The organism is Pseudoalteromonas sp. S3178 (assembly GCF_005886985.1).
Lineage (GTDB): Bacteria > Pseudomonadota > Gammaproteobacteria > Enterobacterales > Alteromonadaceae > Pseudoalteromonas > Pseudoalteromonas carrageenovora.
The window spans coordinates 38,296-56,183 of record NZ_PNCW01000062.1; the positions used below are offsets into that span (position 1 = coordinate 38,296).

Here is a 17,888-nt window from a genome sequence, read left to right on the forward strand (position 1 = left end):
AAGGTCTTACTGAGTGTAAAGCAAGAACGCGTTTTGAAATTGATTTTGTTTTAATTTTTTTAATACCTGATCGGCATGTTGGGTGTCTTTTATTGGCCCTAAATGCAATCTAAAAATAGCGTCTTTTTGCACGATATTTGTTGGTAATTTGTATTGAGCACGCAATGTGCTGGCAAGCGCTTCTATATTAGCAAGTGTACTTCCTGCTGCTACTTGAATATACGTTTGACGCGCGGCTGATCCTGCAAGCGTAACGGCCTCTAACTTAACCTTGGCTGTACCATGATTGTAGTAGCCGAGTTTGTATGCGGCTGCGTAAGATAAGTCTATAATTCTATCATCATGAAATGGTCCACGGTCATTAACACGTACTATAACTGATTTACCATTAGCAGTGTTTGTTACACGTACAAAGCTCGGTAGTGGCAGTGTTTTATGAGCAGCAGTCATGGCAAACATGTCGTATGTTTCGCCGTTTGAAGTGTGATAGCCATGAAACTTTCGGCCATACCACGATGCAATCCCTTCTTCTTTATAGCCTGTTTCATCGAGCATTGGGCTGTATCGTTTACCTAGCACTTCGTATGAGCGACTCGCACTGGCACTTTTTTTAACATCAACCACAACCGCATCTTGCATTTCAAGAGTTGTAGGGGCTCTAAGCGGGGCTGCGTCATGGCGCATACTATAGCGGCTACTTGGGCCACTACTACATGCACTTAAAAACAGTATTAATGATGTAATAAATAAAAGCTTAGTTGAGTGTCGCATCATTTTAAAAGCATCCTTTTATCTGTCGCAATCGACATAATAATGCCAAATCCGGCCATTAACGTCACCATTGATGTGCCGCCATAACTAATTAGTGGAAGCGGTACACCTACAACAGGCAGCAAGCCCGACACCATGCCTATATTTACAAAAATATAGACAAAAAATGTGAGCGTTAGGGCGCCGGCTAATAACTTACCAAACGCATCTTGTGCGTTTACAGCAATGTATAAACCTCGGCCAATAATAAATAAGTACAGGCTGAGTAATACACATACACCAAATAACCCAAACTCTTCGCTTAAAACCGAAAATATAAAATCGGTATGGCGCTCTGGTAAAAACTCGAGCTGCGATTGCGTACCGTGTAGCCAGCCTTTGCCTTCTATACCACCAGAACCAATAGCTATTTTAGATTGAATGATATGATACCCCGAGCCAAGCGGGTCACTCTCAGGGTCTAAAAAGGTTAGTACGCGCTGTTTTTGATAATCGTGCATACCGTAGTGCCAAAATGGCCAGGCAGCGAGCCCCACTACAGAGCTTAAAAAGCCAATTAAGCGCCAGCTCAAGCCCGATAAAAACAATACAAAAACCCCAGAACTTGCAATTAATATTGAGGTTCCTAAATCGGGTTGCTCTTTAATTAATAGTGTTGGCAACATAACAATTACAAAACCAATAATTAAATGCATCGGGCGAGGTGGTAAATGGTTTCGGCCTATATACCAAGCAACCATCATAGGGACCGCGAGCTTCATTAACTCTGATGGCTGAAAGCGGGTGATCCCTAAATTTAACCAGCGCTGTGCACCTTTGGAGCTTACGCCAAATAAAAGCACGCCAACCAGCATAAGTAAGCCTACGCAATAAAGCGGAATAACTAAACGCTTGAGCGTAGCAGGTGAAAACTGGGCAAGTATTACCATGCCAATTATTGCGCCGCCCATACGAGTCATGTGGCGGAGCATCATTGCGGTATCTTGGCCGCTGGCACTGTAAACAATGGTAATGCTACCAGCCATCATAACTAATAAAGCAATGAGTAATGGCAAGTCGAGGTGCATTCGCATCCAAATAGAGCGTTTATCGTGTAATGCAGTCATTATTGTTGTTTCCCTGCCGGCTCAATAGGGTTAGCTGCAAAATAGTAGTCCATTAATTGGCGCGCAATAGGGGCGCCTACTGAACTACCACCACCAGTGTTTTCTACCACAATAGATACGACAATTTTAGGATCGTTATACGGTGCAAAACCAATGTATATAGCGTTATCTCGTTGACGCTCTTTTAGTGATTTTGCATCATAACGCTCACCTTGGGCAATACTGACTACTTGGGCCGTACCGGTTTTACCCGCAGGGTCGTAATTAGCGCCTTTAAATGCACGGTGCGCAGTACCTGTTACTTTTTTAACGGTGTTGTGCATAGCATCAAGCGCTATACGCCAATGATCTGGATTGTTTAATACAACAGGTGGTTTTTCTTCGCCATTAATTTGTGTAACTTGATCTTCTTTTTTAGCCACTTGGGCTAAATGTGGCGGATGGTTTATGCCTTTATTAACTAAAATATTGGTCGCGTTTGCTATTTGAATGGGTGTAGCTGTCCAGTAACCTTGTCCAATGCCTACAGAAATTGTATCCCCGCGCCACCACGATTCTTTAAAGCGGCCTTCTTTCCATTCTTTTGAAGGCAGTATTGCAGTAGTTTCTTCGTGTATATCTATTCCAGATAGATCCCCAAAGCCAAAACGCGCCATAAAGTTACTAATTTTTGTAATACCTAGGCGATAGGCCGCATCGTAAAAGTAAGTATCGCACGACTCTTCAATCGCTTTGTATACGTCAACATGGCCGTGTCCCCAGCGTTTCCAGTCACGCCATTTGTGATCCACATTAGGAATTTGAAAAAAGCCCGGATCCCACACCGACGTTGACTCTGTCACTATGTTTTCTTCAAGCGCGAGTATAGCCATATGAGGTTTTACAGTAGAAGCCGGTGCGTATCGCCCTTGTGTAGTACGGTTTATTAAAGGGCGGTCAGGATTAAGCAATGCTTTGTAATCTTTGCTGCTAATACCGTGTACAAATAAATTAGGGTCGTAGCTTGGGTTTGAATACAGCGCCAGTACACCGCCATCTTTTGCATCCATAACCACAATTGCACCACGCATATCTTTTAAAGAGTGCTGAGCAATTTGTTGTAAGCCAATATCAAGGGTAAGTACTATATCGCTACCCGGTTGTGGTGGGGTCATACTTAGTGTGCGAATTACACGGCCACGGTTATTTACCTCAACACGCTGTGAGCCAACTTGACCATGTAAAAGTTGTTCATAATATTTTTCTATACCGAGTTTACCAATGTCGTGCGTAGCACGATAATTGGTTGCTTGGTCTTCTTGCTCAAGCTTATTAAGCTCTTTACGGTTTAGTTTTGCTACATAACCTAGCGCATGGGTGAGTGTATCGCCGTAAGGGTAATAACGGGCTAGGCGGGCTTCAATACTAAAGCCAGGAAATTTATGCTGATTAACCGAAAACTTAGCAACATCAGACTCGTTTAAACGGGTTTTAAGTACTTGCGATTTAAAACGGCGAGTGTGTTTTATGTCTTTTAAAAAGTCTTCTTTTTGTTGATCAGTAATAGTAATTATTTTGCTAACTTGCTCAAGTGACTTGGCTAAATCGTCCACCTCTTCGGGAATAACCTCAAGGTTATACACTGGTTTGTTTTCAGCCAGAAGCACACCGTTTCTATCGTAAATAAGGCCACGGTTGGGGGCAATAGGAATTACTTTAATGCGGTTGTCGTTAGAGCGGGTTTGGTAATCTTGGTGGTCTTCTACCTGGATGGTATATAGGTTTGAAAGCAAAATAGCTACTAAACCTAATACAAATACAAAACCCACAAATGCACGCCGTGCAAATAAATTTGCCTCTGCTGAGTGGTCGCGAATAGTGGGTCTTTGTTTCAACATGGCAAGGTTTACTCGCGATGATAAGGATGGTTGTTATTTAAGCTCCAGCCACGATAGAGGCTTTCTGCAACAATAATGCGCACCAAAGGGTGCGGTAATGTTAAATTAGATAACGACCATTTTTGCTCCGAGGCAGCAATGCACTCTGGAGCAAGTCCTTCTGGTCCGCCAATAAGCAAACTTACATCGCGGCCATCGAGTTGCCATTTTTCCATACTTTTTGCAAGCTGGTGGGTATCAAGTGGTTTACCTGTCACTTCCAGTGTAACAATCCGATTGCCTTTAGGAATAGCGGCTAAGGTTTTTTCTCCCTCAATGTGTAAAATACGTTTTATATCAGCATTTTTACCACGTTTGCCTGCCGGAATTTCTATCAGTTCTAGTGCCATATCTCTAGGAAAACGGCGCTGGTATTCTGTAAATCCGGTTTCTACCCATGCTGGCATTTTTGTACCAACAGCAATCATTTGTATTTTCACGTATTACTTCCAAGCTCAATTAAAAAATAGTGGAGTTTAGCCCCACAGTTTTTCTAGATCGTAATAGCTACGTGCTTGGTCTTGCATCACGTGTACAACCACATCACCTAAATCAACAAGCGCCCATTCACCATCGCTTTGGCCTTCATAACCTAGAGGCTCTGCATCTGCATGACGAGCTTCTTTTGCTAAATGATCAGCAATTGATAAAACGTGACGTTTAGAAGTACCAGAACACACAATCATAAAATCTGTGATGTCTGATGATTTGCTTACGTCAATATGAACTATGTCACGTGCTTTCATATCGTCAATTTTATCTAGTGCAAAGGCAAGAAGTTGTTTCGAATCCAAGGTTTTGTCTCAATATTAAATTTAATAGCGCGCATTTTAACACGCTAAGGGGTTTTAATCATCACTTTGATAGAGCTGGTGTTGCTCAATGTAATGACTTACGGAGTTGGGTAATAGTTCATTCTTTTTATTGGTTTTTTTAAGTTGCTCACGAATCACGCTTGAGGCAGCGTCAAACATATCCCCAGGTAAAAAATAAAGTTTACCTGCTGGGGCTTGCTCAAGTGCGTGCGCCTTATTTACTTGCGCGTGTTGCATATAGCTTTTAAGTCGCTCAGAAGGGTTAACTGTTTGCTCAGGGCGTTCGTAAACAACAATATGGCAAAGCTGTGTTATGGCTTGCCATTCGTACCATTTATCAAGGTTATTAAACGAGTCCATACCAATTAAGAATATAATTGGTGTAGTTGGGTGCTCAGCTCTTATTTCTTGCAAGCTTAATAACGAATACGATGGGCCGCTTCGATTTAGCTCTCTTAAATCAAGTTGAAAAAATGAATAAGGAGCAATTGCCGCACTGAGCATATTTATACGGTGCTCGGTGCTAATACCCGGCGCGGTTTTATGCGCAGGCAAAGCACAAGGCATAAAATACAAGGTATTTAAATTAAATGCTTTTACACATTGCTTGGCCATATTTATGTGGCCTACATGCACGGGGTCGAAGGTGCCACCAAAAATTGCAATCATTCTAAGTATCTTAATTTAATGCGTGACAAGGCATAGGAATATCAAGCGGCTGGCAAAATTTAATGCAAATATGAGCAAGCGCTTGGTATGGCGCAATTAAATTGCCTTGCTTGTAGCTTGAATCAAACAACGCAAGTTCGCTACTGATATGTTCAAGGGTTTGGATGTTTAATCGGTTTATGGCGTTTTGTACTGGGCCTTGTTGGTTTTTCCAAATTGCTTTTTGCTTAAATAAGTTAGCAATAGGTTCGCCGTTTAATAGACCAAGTTGCACACTCATTAAAGTGTTAAGTTCTTTATTTATAGCCCATAAAATACTCACCACTTCGGTATTATCGCTGGCTAATTTATTAAGTACTTTAATCGCCTGTTTAGCGTGCCCATTTAAAAGAGCATCACTTAAATCAAAAATATCAAACTTGGCTTGATTAAGCAGGCCTTGCATTACCAGTTGCTGGGTTATTAAAGCGTTACCGTGTAACAACGAAAGCTTTTCTAGCTCCTGAAAACACGCTAATAAATTGCCCTCAGTGGCGTTAATTAAGCTAATCTTTGCATCGTTTTGCATATTAAGAGACAGGCGATTAACTTGATCATCTAACCAGCGTTTTAAATGACTACCAGCAAGCGGATAACAAGGTACAAATACACCGTGTTTATCTAAGGCTTTAAACCATGCGCCGCGTTGTACTTCTTGGCTGGCTTTAGCGCCTTTAATAATTAATAGTGTGTCGGGATTTATTAGCTCAATAACTTTTTTGAAGGTGTTACTGCCAACTACACCTGGCTTTTGTTGGTTTAAATCAAGCTCAATAATAGTGCGTGCACTAAACAAAGACATGCTTTGATATTGAGCTATAATTTCTTGCCAATCAAACCCTTGCATTAAAGTAAACTTAATTACTTCATCAAAGCCTTGGGCTTTGGCGGCATCTCGAATTTGTTGTACGCATTGCGCTTCTTGAAAGGGCTCTTCGCCAAACACTAAATAAAAGGGTTTTAAGCCTTTTTTTAATTCACTGGTTAACTGATTGGCGTAACAGCGCATTATAGTTGTGACAGCTCTCTAACAATACGACGACTTGCTTGTTCACGAATTTCGCTAATAAGAAGTTCAAGTTCTTTTGCTTTAGCTAATGCGTGATCAGGGTCATCTTGGTAATTACGATAAAGCTCAAAGCGTTTTTCAATGGCTTTTTCACCCGGGCGTTTAACGATGTATGTTACACCATAAGCAAGTTCGTATTCAGCAACCTGACCGTTTTGAAACAACGACAGAGTTTGACGTTCAATGCTTTCTTTACGAAGGTAGAGCTGTGCAATATTTTTGGCTGACGGTTTTAGCTCAACATTACTCGCTTTTAACTCATTTTTAAGAGCTGCAAATAAAGTCGATTTTTCATCATCCCCTTTAAGTGTGAGCGTTTTAAGGTTATCAGGAAGGCTAGAGGCTTTCTTTAAATGAAAGCCACAGCTAGATAACACAAAACACATTAGCACTAAGGCTAATGTGTTTTTAATGGCGTTAAAGCTGACCATTTAGTTAGCTACCACGTTAAGAAGTTTGCCTGGTACGTAAATAATTTTACGAATGGTTGCGCCATCAGTAAATTTAGTTACGTTAGCTTCTGCAAATGCTAGTGATTCTACTTGCTCTTGCGTTGCATCTGCTGGCACAGTTAGTTTAGCGCGCAGTTTACCGTTTACTTGTACGATGATGAGCTTTTCATCTTCAACAAGGGCAGACTCGTCAACTTTTGGCCATGCTGCATCTAAAATTTCACCTTCTTTACCAAGCTCTTTCCAAAGCTCGTGCGATAAATGCGGCGTAATTGGTGCAAGCATAATAATTAATGCTTCAAGCGCTTCATTGGCAATCGCTACATCTTGGGTGTCGTTTAATGGTGCTTTTAATAACTTATTAGACAGCTCCATAATGGCAGCTATAGCGGTGTTAAACGTTTGACGACGCTCAACATCATCGCTCACTTTAGCAATGGCTTTATGTAGTTCACGACGAAGTACTTTTTGCGGGTTAGTAAGCGCCGATTTATCAAGTGCTTGGTAACCAACTGTTTTAACGTCTACCGCGTATTTCCATACACGTTTTAAGAAGCGGTGTGCGCCCTCTACGCCTGAGTCTGACCATTCAAGTGTTTGCTCTGGTGGTGCTGTAAACATCATGAATAAACGCACAGTATCTGCACCGTATTGGGCAATTACTTGTTGTGGGTCTATACCGTTGTTTTTAGACTTAGACATTTTACTCATGCCTGATGAGAATACCGGCTCACCATCTTCTTTATGCCATGCTTTAGTTACGCGGCCTTTATCGTCGGTTTCGGTATTTACATCGCTTGGCGAAATCCATACATCGCCGCCTTTTTCATCTTTACGATAAAACGTTTCGGCAAGTACCATACCTTGACAAAGTAGGCGATCAAACGGCTCGTCTGAATCTACTAAACCAAAGTCACGTAATAATTTATGGAAAAAGCGTGAGTATAGTAAGTGTAAAATTGCGTGCTCAATACCACCAATGTATTGGTTTACAGGTAACCAGTAGTTTGCCGCAGCAGGGTCTAACATGCCTTCGTCGTAACGTGGGCTACAGTAACGCGCGTAATACCAAGACGATTCCATAAAGGTATCGAAGGTGTCCGTTTCGTGAAATGCAGGTGCGCCATTTACCGTTGTTTTAGCCCATTCTGGGTCTGCTTTAATTGGCGATGTAACACCGTTCATTACCACGTCTTCTGGTAAGCGAACTGGTAGCATATCTTCAGTTGCAGCAAGTTCTTGGCCATCTTCATCGCTAAGCATTGGGATTGGTGAACCCCAGTAACGCTGGCGGCTAACGCCCCAATCACGTAGACGGAAGTTAACTTTACGCTCACCAACACCTAGCGCTTCTAGTTTGTCGGCAACAGCGTTAAACGCGCCTTCAAAATCAAGGCCGTCAAACTCGCCAGAATTAACTAATACACCTTTTTCGGTGAATGCTTCTTCTTTTAGGTTTACTTCAAGCTCAGAGCCATCAACCGGTGCAATAACTTGTTTAATGTCTAGGCCGTAAGCGGTTGCAAACTCATAGTCACGCTGGTCGTGTGCAGGTACAGCCATTACCGCGCCAGAGCCGTAATGCATAAGTACAAAGTTAGCAACCCAAATAGGTACTTGCTCGCCCGTTAATGGGTGAGTTGCGTAAAAGCCAGTTGCAATGCCTTTTTTCTCCATTGTTGCCATGTCTGCTTCGGCTACTTTGGTGTTTTTGCATTCTTCAACAAACATTGCAATTGCATCGCTATTTTTAGCGGCTTCTTGTGCAATAGGGTGGCCACCGGCAACAGCAAGGTAAGTTACACCCATAAATGTATCTGGGCGCGTAGTGTATACGCTAAACTTTTCGTTGTTATCGGTACGCGTAAACTCAATGTCTAACCCTTCAGAGCGACCAATCCAGTTGCGCTGCATGGTTTTAACTTGCTCAGGCCAGTCTTCTAATTTGTCTAAATCGTCTAAAAGCTCTTGTGCGTAGTCGGTAATTTTAATAAACCACTGTGGGATTTCTTTTTGTTCAACCACAGCGCCAGAGCGCCAACCACGGCCGTCAATTACTTGCTCGTTTGCAAGTACAGTTTGATCAACCGGATCCCAGTTAACCGTAGACATTTTTTTATACACTAGGCCTTTTTCGTAAAGCTTAGTGAAAAACCACTGCTCCCATTTGTAATATTCTGGGTGACAGGTTGCAATTTCGCGATCCCAGTCGTAACCAAAACCTAATTGCTTAAGTTGGTTGCGCATGTAATCAATATTTTCGTAAGTCCACTTTGCAGGGGCTGTTTTGTTTTTAATAGCAGCGTTTTCTGCAGGTAAACCAAACGCATCCCAACCCATAGGTTGCATTACGTTTTTGCCTTGCAGGCGCTGGAAACGAGAAACAACATCACCAATGGTGTAGTTACGTACATGACCCATATGCAGTCGACCACTCGGGTATGGGAACATAGAAAGGCAGTAATACTTTTCTTTGCTCTCATCTTCGGTGACTTTAAATACCTGGTTTTCTTCCCAGTAACTTTGGACTTTTGACTCTATGTCTTGCGGGTTATATTGCTCTTGCATCTATGATTCCAGACTTCTTGCAAACTAATAAAAAATTGCCGATAGGATACCCCAAATAAACGCCTAATCACAGCGTATAAATACGGTTTTGTTAAAATCTAACTTTCAGTTCAGGTTAACCTATACTTATCTATGTTAATGGCTAACACGCCCTTGATTTTGATGGAGTATAAAATGGCAGATTATAAAACATGGCTTAGCGATTTAACTCATTGGCTAAAAGATGTAAAAGATCATGAAGTAAAAGACGCAGTCACTCGATTTGTTGAATCTGAGCAAGCACTTAAAGACTTAGGCCAAGAAAGATACGCTTTATACAAAAGCTATTTGCAGCGTGATATAGAACACGTTCAAGAAAACGAATCTCACTATAATTCGCTTGCGTGGCAAGAACTTAAAGAGTCGTTGTGGTTTGAGCTCTCGCACATAGAAGACAAAACCCAACTTGAATGGCAATCCCTTAGTCAAGATTTAAAGCACAATGGTGTGTATCACGTGGGCGAATGGATAGCCATGGGCACATTAGTATGTAAGAATTGCACCCATAGTTTTGATATTTATCACGCTACACAAATTACTCCGTGTATTGAATGTGATGGGATCTATTTTAGCCGTAAGGCATTACAACCCTAAATATATGTATTAAGTGGCTTGTAGGCCACTTAATACGCCCAAAAGCCAGCGAATATGTTGGTAAAAAAAGAAGTTAGAATGACGAAAAAATTGCTGCCACTATCTGTTTCACAGCTCGCACCGAGTATTTCTACTAATCACGTAAACACGTGTATGAGCAATCCATACCCAGAGCAACTTACCTTTATAGGCCAACAACGTGCCCAAAGTGCCCTGGACTTTTCATTAGGAATGGAATTGCCCGGTTACAATGTTTATGTAATGGGCGAAGCTGCACATGGTCGTTTTACGCTTGTAAAAGATAAACTTAAACAACACGCCAAAGACCGTCCAACGCCAAACGAATGGTTATACGTAAATAATTACGACGACCACCGCGAGCCTATTGCGCTATTTATGCAAGCAGGGCAAAGCAAACAGTTAAGCGACGACATAGACTCGTTTTTAGATGAAGTGCTTGATACTTTTCCGGCAGCGTTTGACAACCCTGCATACCAACGCAAAAAGAAATCTATCGATCGTGAATTTAACGATGCCTACGACAGCGCTATTACCGCTGTAGAAATTGCTGCATTTGAGCAAAGCGTAGCATTAGTTGAAGAAAAAAATTCGGTAGGTTTTGCACCACTTGTTGATGGCAAGCAATTAAGTGATAACGAATTTGCAGAACTTGAAGAAAATTTACGCGAAGAGTTTTTTGAAAAAATAGAAAAGCTAGAAGATGCGTTAATAGAAGCGCTTATTGAATTACCTCGTTGGAAGCGCGAATCAAAAGAAAAACAACGTAACCTTAAAAAGTCGACCGCAGAGCAAGCTACAAAACCGCTGTTAAAAGATTTAGAACACAAATACGCAACCCATATTGGTGTACTGCGTTACCTAAAAGATATACGCGTAGAAATTATTGATGCGGTACTTGAGTGGCTTGACGACGAAGACGAAAGCGAAGAAAGCAAAGAAGACTTTGACCGCAAAGGCATGCTTACCGACTTTTTCGCACCTAACATTTTAGTTGAGTTTAAAGAAGACGATGCAGCACCTGTGGTATATGAGCCTAACCCAACGTTTGGCAATATATTTGGCAAAATTGAGTATTCAACTTCGCAAGGCTCACTTATAACAAGTTACCGCTCAATTCAGCCAGGGGCTTTGCATCGTGCTAATGGCGGTTACTTAATTATGGACGCCGAAAAAGTCATGGCTAACCCACAAGTGTGGGATGGTTTAAAGCTTTCGCTTAAAACACACCAAATTAAAAACGATTTACCGTACCAAGACAGCTCAGTTGGCAGTAGTTTTACACTTCGCCCGCAACTGATACCGCTTGATGTAAAAATTATTTTATTAGGCTCTCGTGAGCTTTACTACACCATAGGTGAGTACGACGAAGAATTTGCTGAACTATTTAGAGTACTTGCCGACTTTGACTATTACTTGCCAAGTAGCGATAAACTACAGTACCAGTTTATTACTAAAGTAACGCAGTATTGTGAGCAAACTTTAAAGTGCACAACAACGCAAGCCGCTATGGTGCGTTTACTTAAGTTTAGCTACCGCCAAGCAGAGCATCATAATAAGTTATCAGCGCGTTTTGCTGATGTACTTGAGCTTGTAGCAGAGGCAAGCTACTACGCCAAACAAGATAATCAAACGCTAGTTGATGCGCATCATATTGATGAAGCTATTGAAGGCAAGCAGTATCGCACCGGCCAAATTAGCGAAAATATGCTAAGCGATATAAAAGAAGGCCACACGCTTATTGCCACACAAGGCCAAGCAATTGGTAAAGTAAATGGCTTAACAGTGCTGCACATTGGCGATACCTCGTTTGGCACACCAGCACGTATAACCGCTACCGTATATGCAGGCGCCGATGGCGTAATCGATGTAGAGCGAGAAGCCGAGCTGGGTAAAGCTATTCACTCAAAAGGCGTAATGCTACTTACCGGTTATTTAGGTAACAAATACGCGCAGCACTTTAGCTTAACGCTAAGCGCCAACATAGCCATTGAGCAAAGCTATGGTTACATAGATGGCGATAGTGCATCACTTGCTGAGTTATGTGCGCTTATTTCAGCCATTACTAGTTTACCAATTAGCCAATCAATCGCGCTTACGGGCTCTATTAACCAACATGGTGATGTGCAAGCCATTGGTGGTGTAAACGAAAAAATAGAAGGCTTTTTTAAGCTGTGTAAAATGCGCGGCTTAACAGGCGAGCAGGGCGTTATTATTCCAAAATCGAACCAAGTTAACTTAGTGCTTGATGACGAAATACTTGATGCAGTAGAGCGCGGTAAATTTAATATTTACGCCGTAGAAACGGTAGACCAAGCACTTAACTTATTAATGGATATTGAAGCTGGCAATATTATTGATGGTGAATACCCAGAGGATTCTGTGAACGGCATTGCTTTAGCGCGTTTAAAAGATATTGCCGATATAGTTAATGGCGATAGCGAAGACGACAAAGATGCAGAGCTTGATGAGGAAAAACACTAAATGATCAATATAATTTTAGCGGTGATCATCGCTATATTTTGTTTTTTAATATTTCAAAATAGTAAAAAAGCAAAGCAACAAGCAGGTATAAATGCACAAATTGAAGCTGACTACCTAGTAGCTAATGCCCAAGTTGAGGGCGTAATAGAAACCAGCTCTGGCTTACAGTACAAAATACTACATAAAGGCGAAAGTGAAAATACACCTAGCCCAACCAGCATGGTTAACGTGCACTACCACGGTACATTAATCGACGGCACTGTATTTGACAGCTCAGTAGATCGTAAAACGCCAATTAGCTTTGGTTTACACCAAGTAATTAAAGGTTGGACCGAAGGCTTACAACTTATGAGCCCAGGTGATAAATACATTTTTTATGTACCGCACCAACTCGCCTACGGTGAAAAGCGAGTAGGGAGCATTCCCCCTGCATCACTGCTTATTTTTGAAGTAGAATTATTGGCAATTGAGTCGTAGTATTTACGATTAGCTATAAATAACAAGGAAGTAAATTATGAATAAAGACGAATTACTTAAAATAGCCAAAGGCGATATTAATTTTACCTTTCAATCTATTGTTTACTCATTAGCACTGTGTTTGTTAGTTACGGCTCTTTTTTTACTACAGATAAACGCTAATCTAAAAATGGGTTTAATTGTTTGTATTATCGGTGTGTTTGGCATGAGCATTTATAATAATTTAAATACCCGCCTAAATGCGGCACTTGCACTTATTGCGCTCTCACAAGAAAACCAAAGCACTAAGTAAGCAACGAGTTAGTTTAATAAATTGGTATAAGCCCTACTTTAATAAAGTGGGGCTTTTTGCTTTTAGCTAATAATAAAATTTACTCAAGGATTTTAATACGAGGTCGATATCTATAAAAGAGGTAAACTATTTTAGGGACAAAATAATGAAGGTTTCAGCGGCTCCCATTCCATACCAAGTAAACAGTTCTAATACTCAACCTTTAGCGAAATCAGATAAACTACCTGTTGAAAAAGCGAGTGAAGAAAAGAGCGAGGAAGAAAATGAGGAACAACCAAAATATGTGTTATCAAAGTTTTTAGATACCAAAGCACAAAAATACAGTGAAGATAACGCAACGTTTGGCAATCAGTATAAAAACTTAGAGAAAGTATATAAGCATTTCACAGGTCAAATTGCTGCATTACAAGAGCAAATTAACAAACTTAAGCAAAGCCCAGTTCAACGTAGTTTATCCGTAGTTCTTAGCGCCAATGAGCTAAATAAAAGCGATGCAACTTTAGCTTTAGATGCTAACCACCTAGGTGCAAAAAAATATAAAAACACACAACAGCGAGATCAAATAGATAGGCTTGAGCTGCAACTCGAGGAATTAAAATCAGAGCAAGCAGCTATAAAGCAGCAAATGATTGAGCTGGTTATTAGTGAAATAAAAAGGCGAGGCGATGACTATACAATTTAATGCCGCAGGGCTTACAGCTTAGCTTTTAAACTCGATTTTGCTCACTTCAAGTTTAAATTTACCCTCTTGTTTGCCTGCAATTAAAAAACCTAACTGTTTAATATCACTAAAATTAAGAGCTGGTTGTTGCTCAAGCACTCGCCCACGAAAAGTTAATGTAAAATCACCTGGAGTAAAGTGAATATCCATCCATTGGTTTTTAGTTGTGTTAAATGAATGTGTATAGGCTGGGCCATCAAGGTAGTCGGATGTTCTGAGTCTTAGTTGATAGGTTTTTCCATCGCCTTTAATGCGCAGCGCTATCGCTTTAGAGTTTTGACCTTGGGTGTCAAGTTCGGTACGTATTGATGCAAAACCACCGTTGTTTTCAAGCGATACATTCCCTTCAAATATTAAGCTTTTAGCCGTTTGGTTTACTTGGCTATTTGATACACCACCCATTACTGAGTCGTTTACTACATACCAATTTTGACTGGCATTTGCGTGCGTCGTTAAAAATAATGCATTAAATACAAAAAGTGATGAGAGCTGCAAAGTGGTCATGGCTGTTCCTAATAGCTTTAAATTATCAATACGGCTAAATATATTATTTGTTCACTTATTAAAGCTAATTATTTTTACGGCTCCATTTTTTCATGATTTTTTCAAACATAATTTCTTTATCAGTTTTATCTTCAGGGCAGGGTTTGCCGCTACCTTGAGGCAAACCGTTACTGCCAAATACGGTAGCAGTATCTATTAAATAGCACTTACCATTAAATTTTTCTAATCGCTTTGTCCCTGTTGTATTTTGACTAATTACTTCTGACTTATCAGACTTCACTGGCGCTTTAATAGTGGGCTCGTTGTTTATCTCTTCATTTGTAGAGCTTTTATCTTCACCAAAGGTGATCATTTTTTTATGAGTCATATTATTTACGGGTGAGCCAAACACCGGTGCATAGGGGTTTAGCTTTTTAAATGTTTGAGGCGATGTTGGTGAAGGAGCCGAAGACGATTTTGCAGGTGCGGCTGGCTGTGATTTAAGAGGTTCAGCAGAGTTATTTTTAAGCTCTGTTTGTGCCCTAGGTAACGTTGTGCGTTTATCTTGAGTGTTTTGAGTCACCTTAACTTCGGCTTTTGTAGAACCCGTTTTTACAGGTGTAGTGTTAGAAGTCGCCGTATTAGAGATATTTGATTTAGTATCTACAGGTTTTATATCAGGTGCATTGGTTGTTGTAGCAACTGAGCTTGGCTTAGGATGGCTTGCTAAATTAACTGTTACATAGGCTTGTACTATTGCGCTTTTTTCTTCTATTGGCTGCGCAACTTTAATCGATTGCGAAAACAAAAAGTACAACACAATAGCATGTATACAAAACGATATAGCCCATGGCCACGCATTCCCTTTATTCACATTAAACCCTCAACTTAATAGTGCTGTTATGAGTCAATAAATCTCATTTAGTTCATCTTAAGTTAAGGTGTTTTGCCTTGGTATATTGTTGCAAATTAAACAAAACTATTTTGCAATTTTTGTTGTTTTTGAATTTATTTAAACGCGTTATTATGAGCGCAATCAAGCTTAGGAGGCATTATGACATTACTTTTTTCACCAATAGAACTTGCTGGTAAAACATTAAAAAACCGCATTGTTATGCCACCAATGACACGCTCGCGTTCAACGCAGCCCGGCGATATAGCAAATGATTTAATGGCCACTTATTACGCACAACGTGCAAGTGCTGGGTTAATAGTTAGCGAAGGCACACAAATTAGTGAGCTTGGTAAAGGTTACGCTTGGACACCGGGTATTTATTCAAACGAGCAAGTAGCAGGCTGGAGTAAAGTAACTAATAAAGTACATAGCGCTGGTGGCGTTATGTTTGCTCAGCTTTGGCATGTAGGCCGAGTAACGCACAGCGATAACACAGGGGGCGTGCAGCCAATATCAGCATCGGCTATTGCCGCAAAAGACGTAAAAGTATTTGTAGATACTAACGGCGAGCCTGGCTTTGTAGATACTCAGTTACCGCGTGAGATGAGCAAGCAAGAGATTGAAAATGTCCTAGCAGAATTTCGCCAAGCGGCTAAAAATGCAGTAGATGCGGGCTTTGATGGTATAGAGCTTCACGCAGCTAACGGGTATTTAATTAACCAATTTTTAGACTCGCAATCAAACGCGCGTACTGATGAATATGGTGGCAGTGTACAAAACCGTTTGCGCTTTTTAGTTGAAGTCGTCAATGCTGTAAGTGATGAAATTGGCAGTAAAAAAGTAGGTGTAAGACTTGCGCCACTTACCACGCTTAACGGTACTGTTGACGATAACCCAGAGCAAACATATTTGGCTGTTGCACGCGCATTAAATGACGCTGGCGTAGGTTATATGCATATTGCTGAAGCAGACTGGGACGATGCACCTTTAATGAGTGTGGAGTTTAAACAGGCCATTCGTAAAGCGTACAGCGGTGTATTAATTTACGCAGGTAAATACAATAAAGAGCGCGCCGATGAAGCCCTTGCACAAGGTTGGGCTGATATGATTGGTTTTGGTCGCTCGTTTGTGTCAAACCCAGATTTACCAGCAAGGCTTGAGCAAGGCAAACCGCTAAATAGCCACAACCCAGACACCCTATTTGGTGGCGCCGAGCAAGGTTATACCGATTATCCAACCGCCTAATTGTTTATAAATAAAGTATTATGAAGGGCTGCATTTATGCAGCCCTTTTTTTATGCATGTAAATCAATAGCTTTAACTTGAGCTAAAAATAAAAAGCGCGTAAGTTAAATAGGTTACCCATTTTAATAACAAATATAAAAATGAAAGCCAAAGAAATAGAACAGTTAGCATTATCAGACTCTGAAACCAAAGACGTGATCACCCCGTACGCCTTTAAAATTGACCAAGCATTATTAGGCATACCTTTAGCTACCCCAATTAAACGTGCAATGGCTATGACCATTGATGTCGCTTTGATATTTATGGCCGCTAAGCTAAGCGCGACCATAATTGCATTTGTAGCTGCTATGGCTTTTTATAAAGGCACTGCACAGCAATACCTGCCAAAAATGTCATCGTTTTGGCGCAGAGCCCTAAAATTTTTTGCAGCGAGCTTTTTATTTGTAAGCGCACTCACCGTGCTCTCATTAGCGATAGATTTTTTTGAAGACGATAACGCTATTCAAGGTATAAAAATAGAAAAAGCACAGCAAAATGATGAGTTAAGTGAGCATGACAAATCAATAATACGCACATATTTAGCGCAAACAGACGACGGTAAAAACTGCGATGATGTTTGCCAAAGCGTTGCTCGTGCTAATTTAGTTGGCCAATTGCCAGCGCTTGCTGAAGTTGAAGGCGTTGGAGGGATTGAAGTTACGCGCGCATTATTGCACTTAATGGCTATTGATGATGAGCCTATAGCGGCAGATGATTTTAAAAATAATAATACAGAGCTAAAGAGCATTCCGGGTGAAGCTTCAGATGAAAACAATATAACTGAAAAAGCAGGCACTAAAAGCGAGAAAACCAAACCTGTCACCAGCATTTTGCAGTGGGGTAAAGGCATTATTCAAGACCTAGGCCTTGGTTTTGGTTGGGCGGCCGTTTATTTTACGTTGTTCTCGTTATTATGGCGCGGACAAACGCCGGGTAAAAAAGTTTGTAATATCCGTGTTGTCGCCTTAAGCGGTGAACCATTAGGTTTATTAGATTGCTTTGGCCGATATGGCGGCTACGGCGCCGGTTTTGCCACGGGCTTATTAGGCTTTTTACAAGTGTATTGGGACCCAAACAGGCAAGCCATTCAAGATAAAATATCAGCGACAGTGGTTATCCAAGGCAGTGTGAATCAAGTTGTAAATGTTGAAACCGTTGTAGATATGGTTCAAGGTTAACTTAAAATTTAAATGAGG

General features: G+C 40.9%; 18 protein-coding genes. 7 read left to right on the forward strand and 11 right to left on the reverse strand.

Translation table 11 applies throughout. The features are described 5' to 3' along the window. Positions 1-6 precede the first annotated feature (6 nt). The 9 genes from CWC11_RS16260 to leuS are packed head-to-tail and all read right to left on the reverse strand — an operon-like array spanning position 7 to position 9,405. The gene (locus tag CWC11_RS16260) at positions 7-771 is read right to left on the reverse strand and encodes a septal ring lytic transglycosylase RlpA family protein (RefSeq protein ID WP_138683590.1); all 765 of its coding nucleotides are present in this window, start codon (positions 769-771) and stop codon (positions 7-9) included. Then, positions 771-1,877, reverse strand: a complete 1,107-nt coding sequence (gene rodA / locus CWC11_RS16265; RefSeq protein WP_138683532.1) for a rod shape-determining protein RodA — start codon at positions 1,875-1,877, stop codon at positions 771-773. Before rodA ends, CWC11_RS16260 begins: the two co-directional genes overlap by 1 nt. Further along, entirely contained in the window at positions 1,877-3,754 is a 1,878-nt protein-coding gene (gene mrdA / locus CWC11_RS16270; RefSeq protein WP_131692387.1) for a penicillin-binding protein 2, read from the reverse strand. The genes rodA and mrdA overlap by 1 nt, the downstream gene beginning before the upstream one ends. A gap of 8 nt (positions 3,755-3,762) precedes the next feature. After that, on the reverse strand, positions 3,763-4,233 hold the full coding sequence (rlmH, locus tag CWC11_RS16275) for a 23S rRNA (pseudouridine(1915)-N(3))-methyltransferase RlmH (RefSeq protein WP_058547433.1): 471 nt from the start codon (positions 4,231-4,233) through the stop codon (positions 3,763-3,765). A 36-nt stretch (positions 4,234-4,269) separates the two neighbouring features. Continuing rightward, positions 4,270-4,587 (reverse strand): ribosome silencing factor, encoded by a 318-nt coding sequence (gene rsfS, locus CWC11_RS16280; RefSeq protein WP_058547434.1) that lies wholly within the window; start codon positions 4,585-4,587, stop codon positions 4,270-4,272. 54 nt (positions 4,588-4,641) lie between these two features. Beyond that, on the reverse strand, positions 4,642-5,277 hold the full coding sequence (gene nadD / locus CWC11_RS16285) for a nicotinate-nucleotide adenylyltransferase (protein ID WP_138683533.1): 636 nt from the start codon (positions 5,275-5,277) through the stop codon (positions 4,642-4,644). Between the two features lie 10 nt (positions 5,278-5,287). Continuing rightward, positions 5,288-6,325, reverse strand: coding sequence for a DNA polymerase III subunit delta (gene holA, locus CWC11_RS16290; protein ID WP_058547436.1), 1,038 nt, complete (start codon positions 6,323-6,325; stop codon positions 5,288-5,290). Then, a complete protein-coding gene (locus tag CWC11_RS16295; protein ID WP_138683534.1) occupies positions 6,325-6,816 on the reverse strand; it encodes an LPS-assembly lipoprotein LptE in 492 nt (163 codons plus the stop codon). Before CWC11_RS16295 ends, holA begins: the two co-directional genes overlap by 1 nt. Then, the gene (gene leuS / locus CWC11_RS16300; protein ID WP_138683535.1) at positions 6,817-9,405 is read right to left on the reverse strand and encodes a leucine--tRNA ligase; all 2,589 of its coding nucleotides are present in this window, start codon (positions 9,403-9,405) and stop codon (positions 6,817-6,819) included. It lies immediately after the preceding gene. A gap of 174 nt (positions 9,406-9,579) precedes the next feature. On the opposite strand from leuS, the gene CWC11_RS16305 reads away from it, so the two are divergent. From CWC11_RS16305 to CWC11_RS16325, 5 genes are all read left to right on the forward strand, one after another. Beyond that, on the forward strand, positions 9,580-10,038 hold the full coding sequence (locus tag CWC11_RS16305) for a zinc ribbon-containing protein (RefSeq protein WP_138683536.1): 459 nt from the start codon (positions 9,580-9,582) through the stop codon (positions 10,036-10,038). A gap of 78 nt (positions 10,039-10,116) precedes the next feature. Beyond that, positions 10,117-12,540 carry a Lon protease family protein gene (locus CWC11_RS16310; RefSeq protein ID WP_249330757.1) on the forward strand — a complete coding sequence of 808 codons (2,424 nt, stop codon included), beginning with the start codon at positions 10,117-10,119 and terminating at the stop codon, positions 12,538-12,540. Next, positions 12,541-13,017 carry a BamJ family beta-barrel-assembly machinery protein gene (bamJ, locus tag CWC11_RS16315; protein WP_138683538.1) on the forward strand — a complete coding sequence of 159 codons (477 nt, stop codon included), beginning with the start codon at positions 12,541-12,543 and terminating at the stop codon, positions 13,015-13,017. A gap of 37 nt (positions 13,018-13,054) precedes the next feature. Beyond that, positions 13,055-13,309 (forward strand): hypothetical protein, encoded by a 255-nt coding sequence (locus CWC11_RS16320; protein WP_138683539.1) that lies wholly within the window; start codon positions 13,055-13,057, stop codon positions 13,307-13,309. Positions 13,310-13,454: 145 nt separating this feature from the next. Then, on the forward strand, positions 13,455-13,991 hold the full coding sequence (locus CWC11_RS16325; protein WP_138683540.1) for a hypothetical protein: 537 nt from the start codon (positions 13,455-13,457) through the stop codon (positions 13,989-13,991). Between the two features lie 18 nt (positions 13,992-14,009). Here the strand turns inward: CWC11_RS16325 and CWC11_RS16330 are convergent, their stop codons facing one another. Together CWC11_RS16330 and CWC11_RS16335 are read right to left on the reverse strand one after the other, a co-directional pair. Further along, the gene (locus CWC11_RS16330; RefSeq protein WP_138683541.1) at positions 14,010-14,534 is read right to left on the reverse strand and encodes a CIA30 family protein; all 525 of its coding nucleotides are present in this window, start codon (positions 14,532-14,534) and stop codon (positions 14,010-14,012) included. A gap of 64 nt (positions 14,535-14,598) precedes the next feature. After that, a complete protein-coding gene (locus CWC11_RS16335) occupies positions 14,599-15,387 on the reverse strand; it encodes a hypothetical protein (protein ID WP_138683542.1) in 789 nt (262 codons plus the stop codon). Positions 15,388-15,567: 180 nt separating this feature from the next. Here CWC11_RS16335 and CWC11_RS16340 point away from each other — a divergent pair, with 180 nt between their 5' ends. Beyond that, entirely contained in the window at positions 15,568-16,653 is a 1,086-nt protein-coding gene (locus CWC11_RS16340) for an alkene reductase (protein WP_138683543.1), read from the forward strand. Between the two features lie 140 nt (positions 16,654-16,793). Beyond that, positions 16,794-17,870 (forward strand): RDD family protein, encoded by a 1,077-nt coding sequence (locus tag CWC11_RS16345; RefSeq protein WP_138683544.1) that lies wholly within the window; start codon positions 16,794-16,796, stop codon positions 17,868-17,870. Positions 17,871-17,888 lie beyond the last annotated feature (18 nt).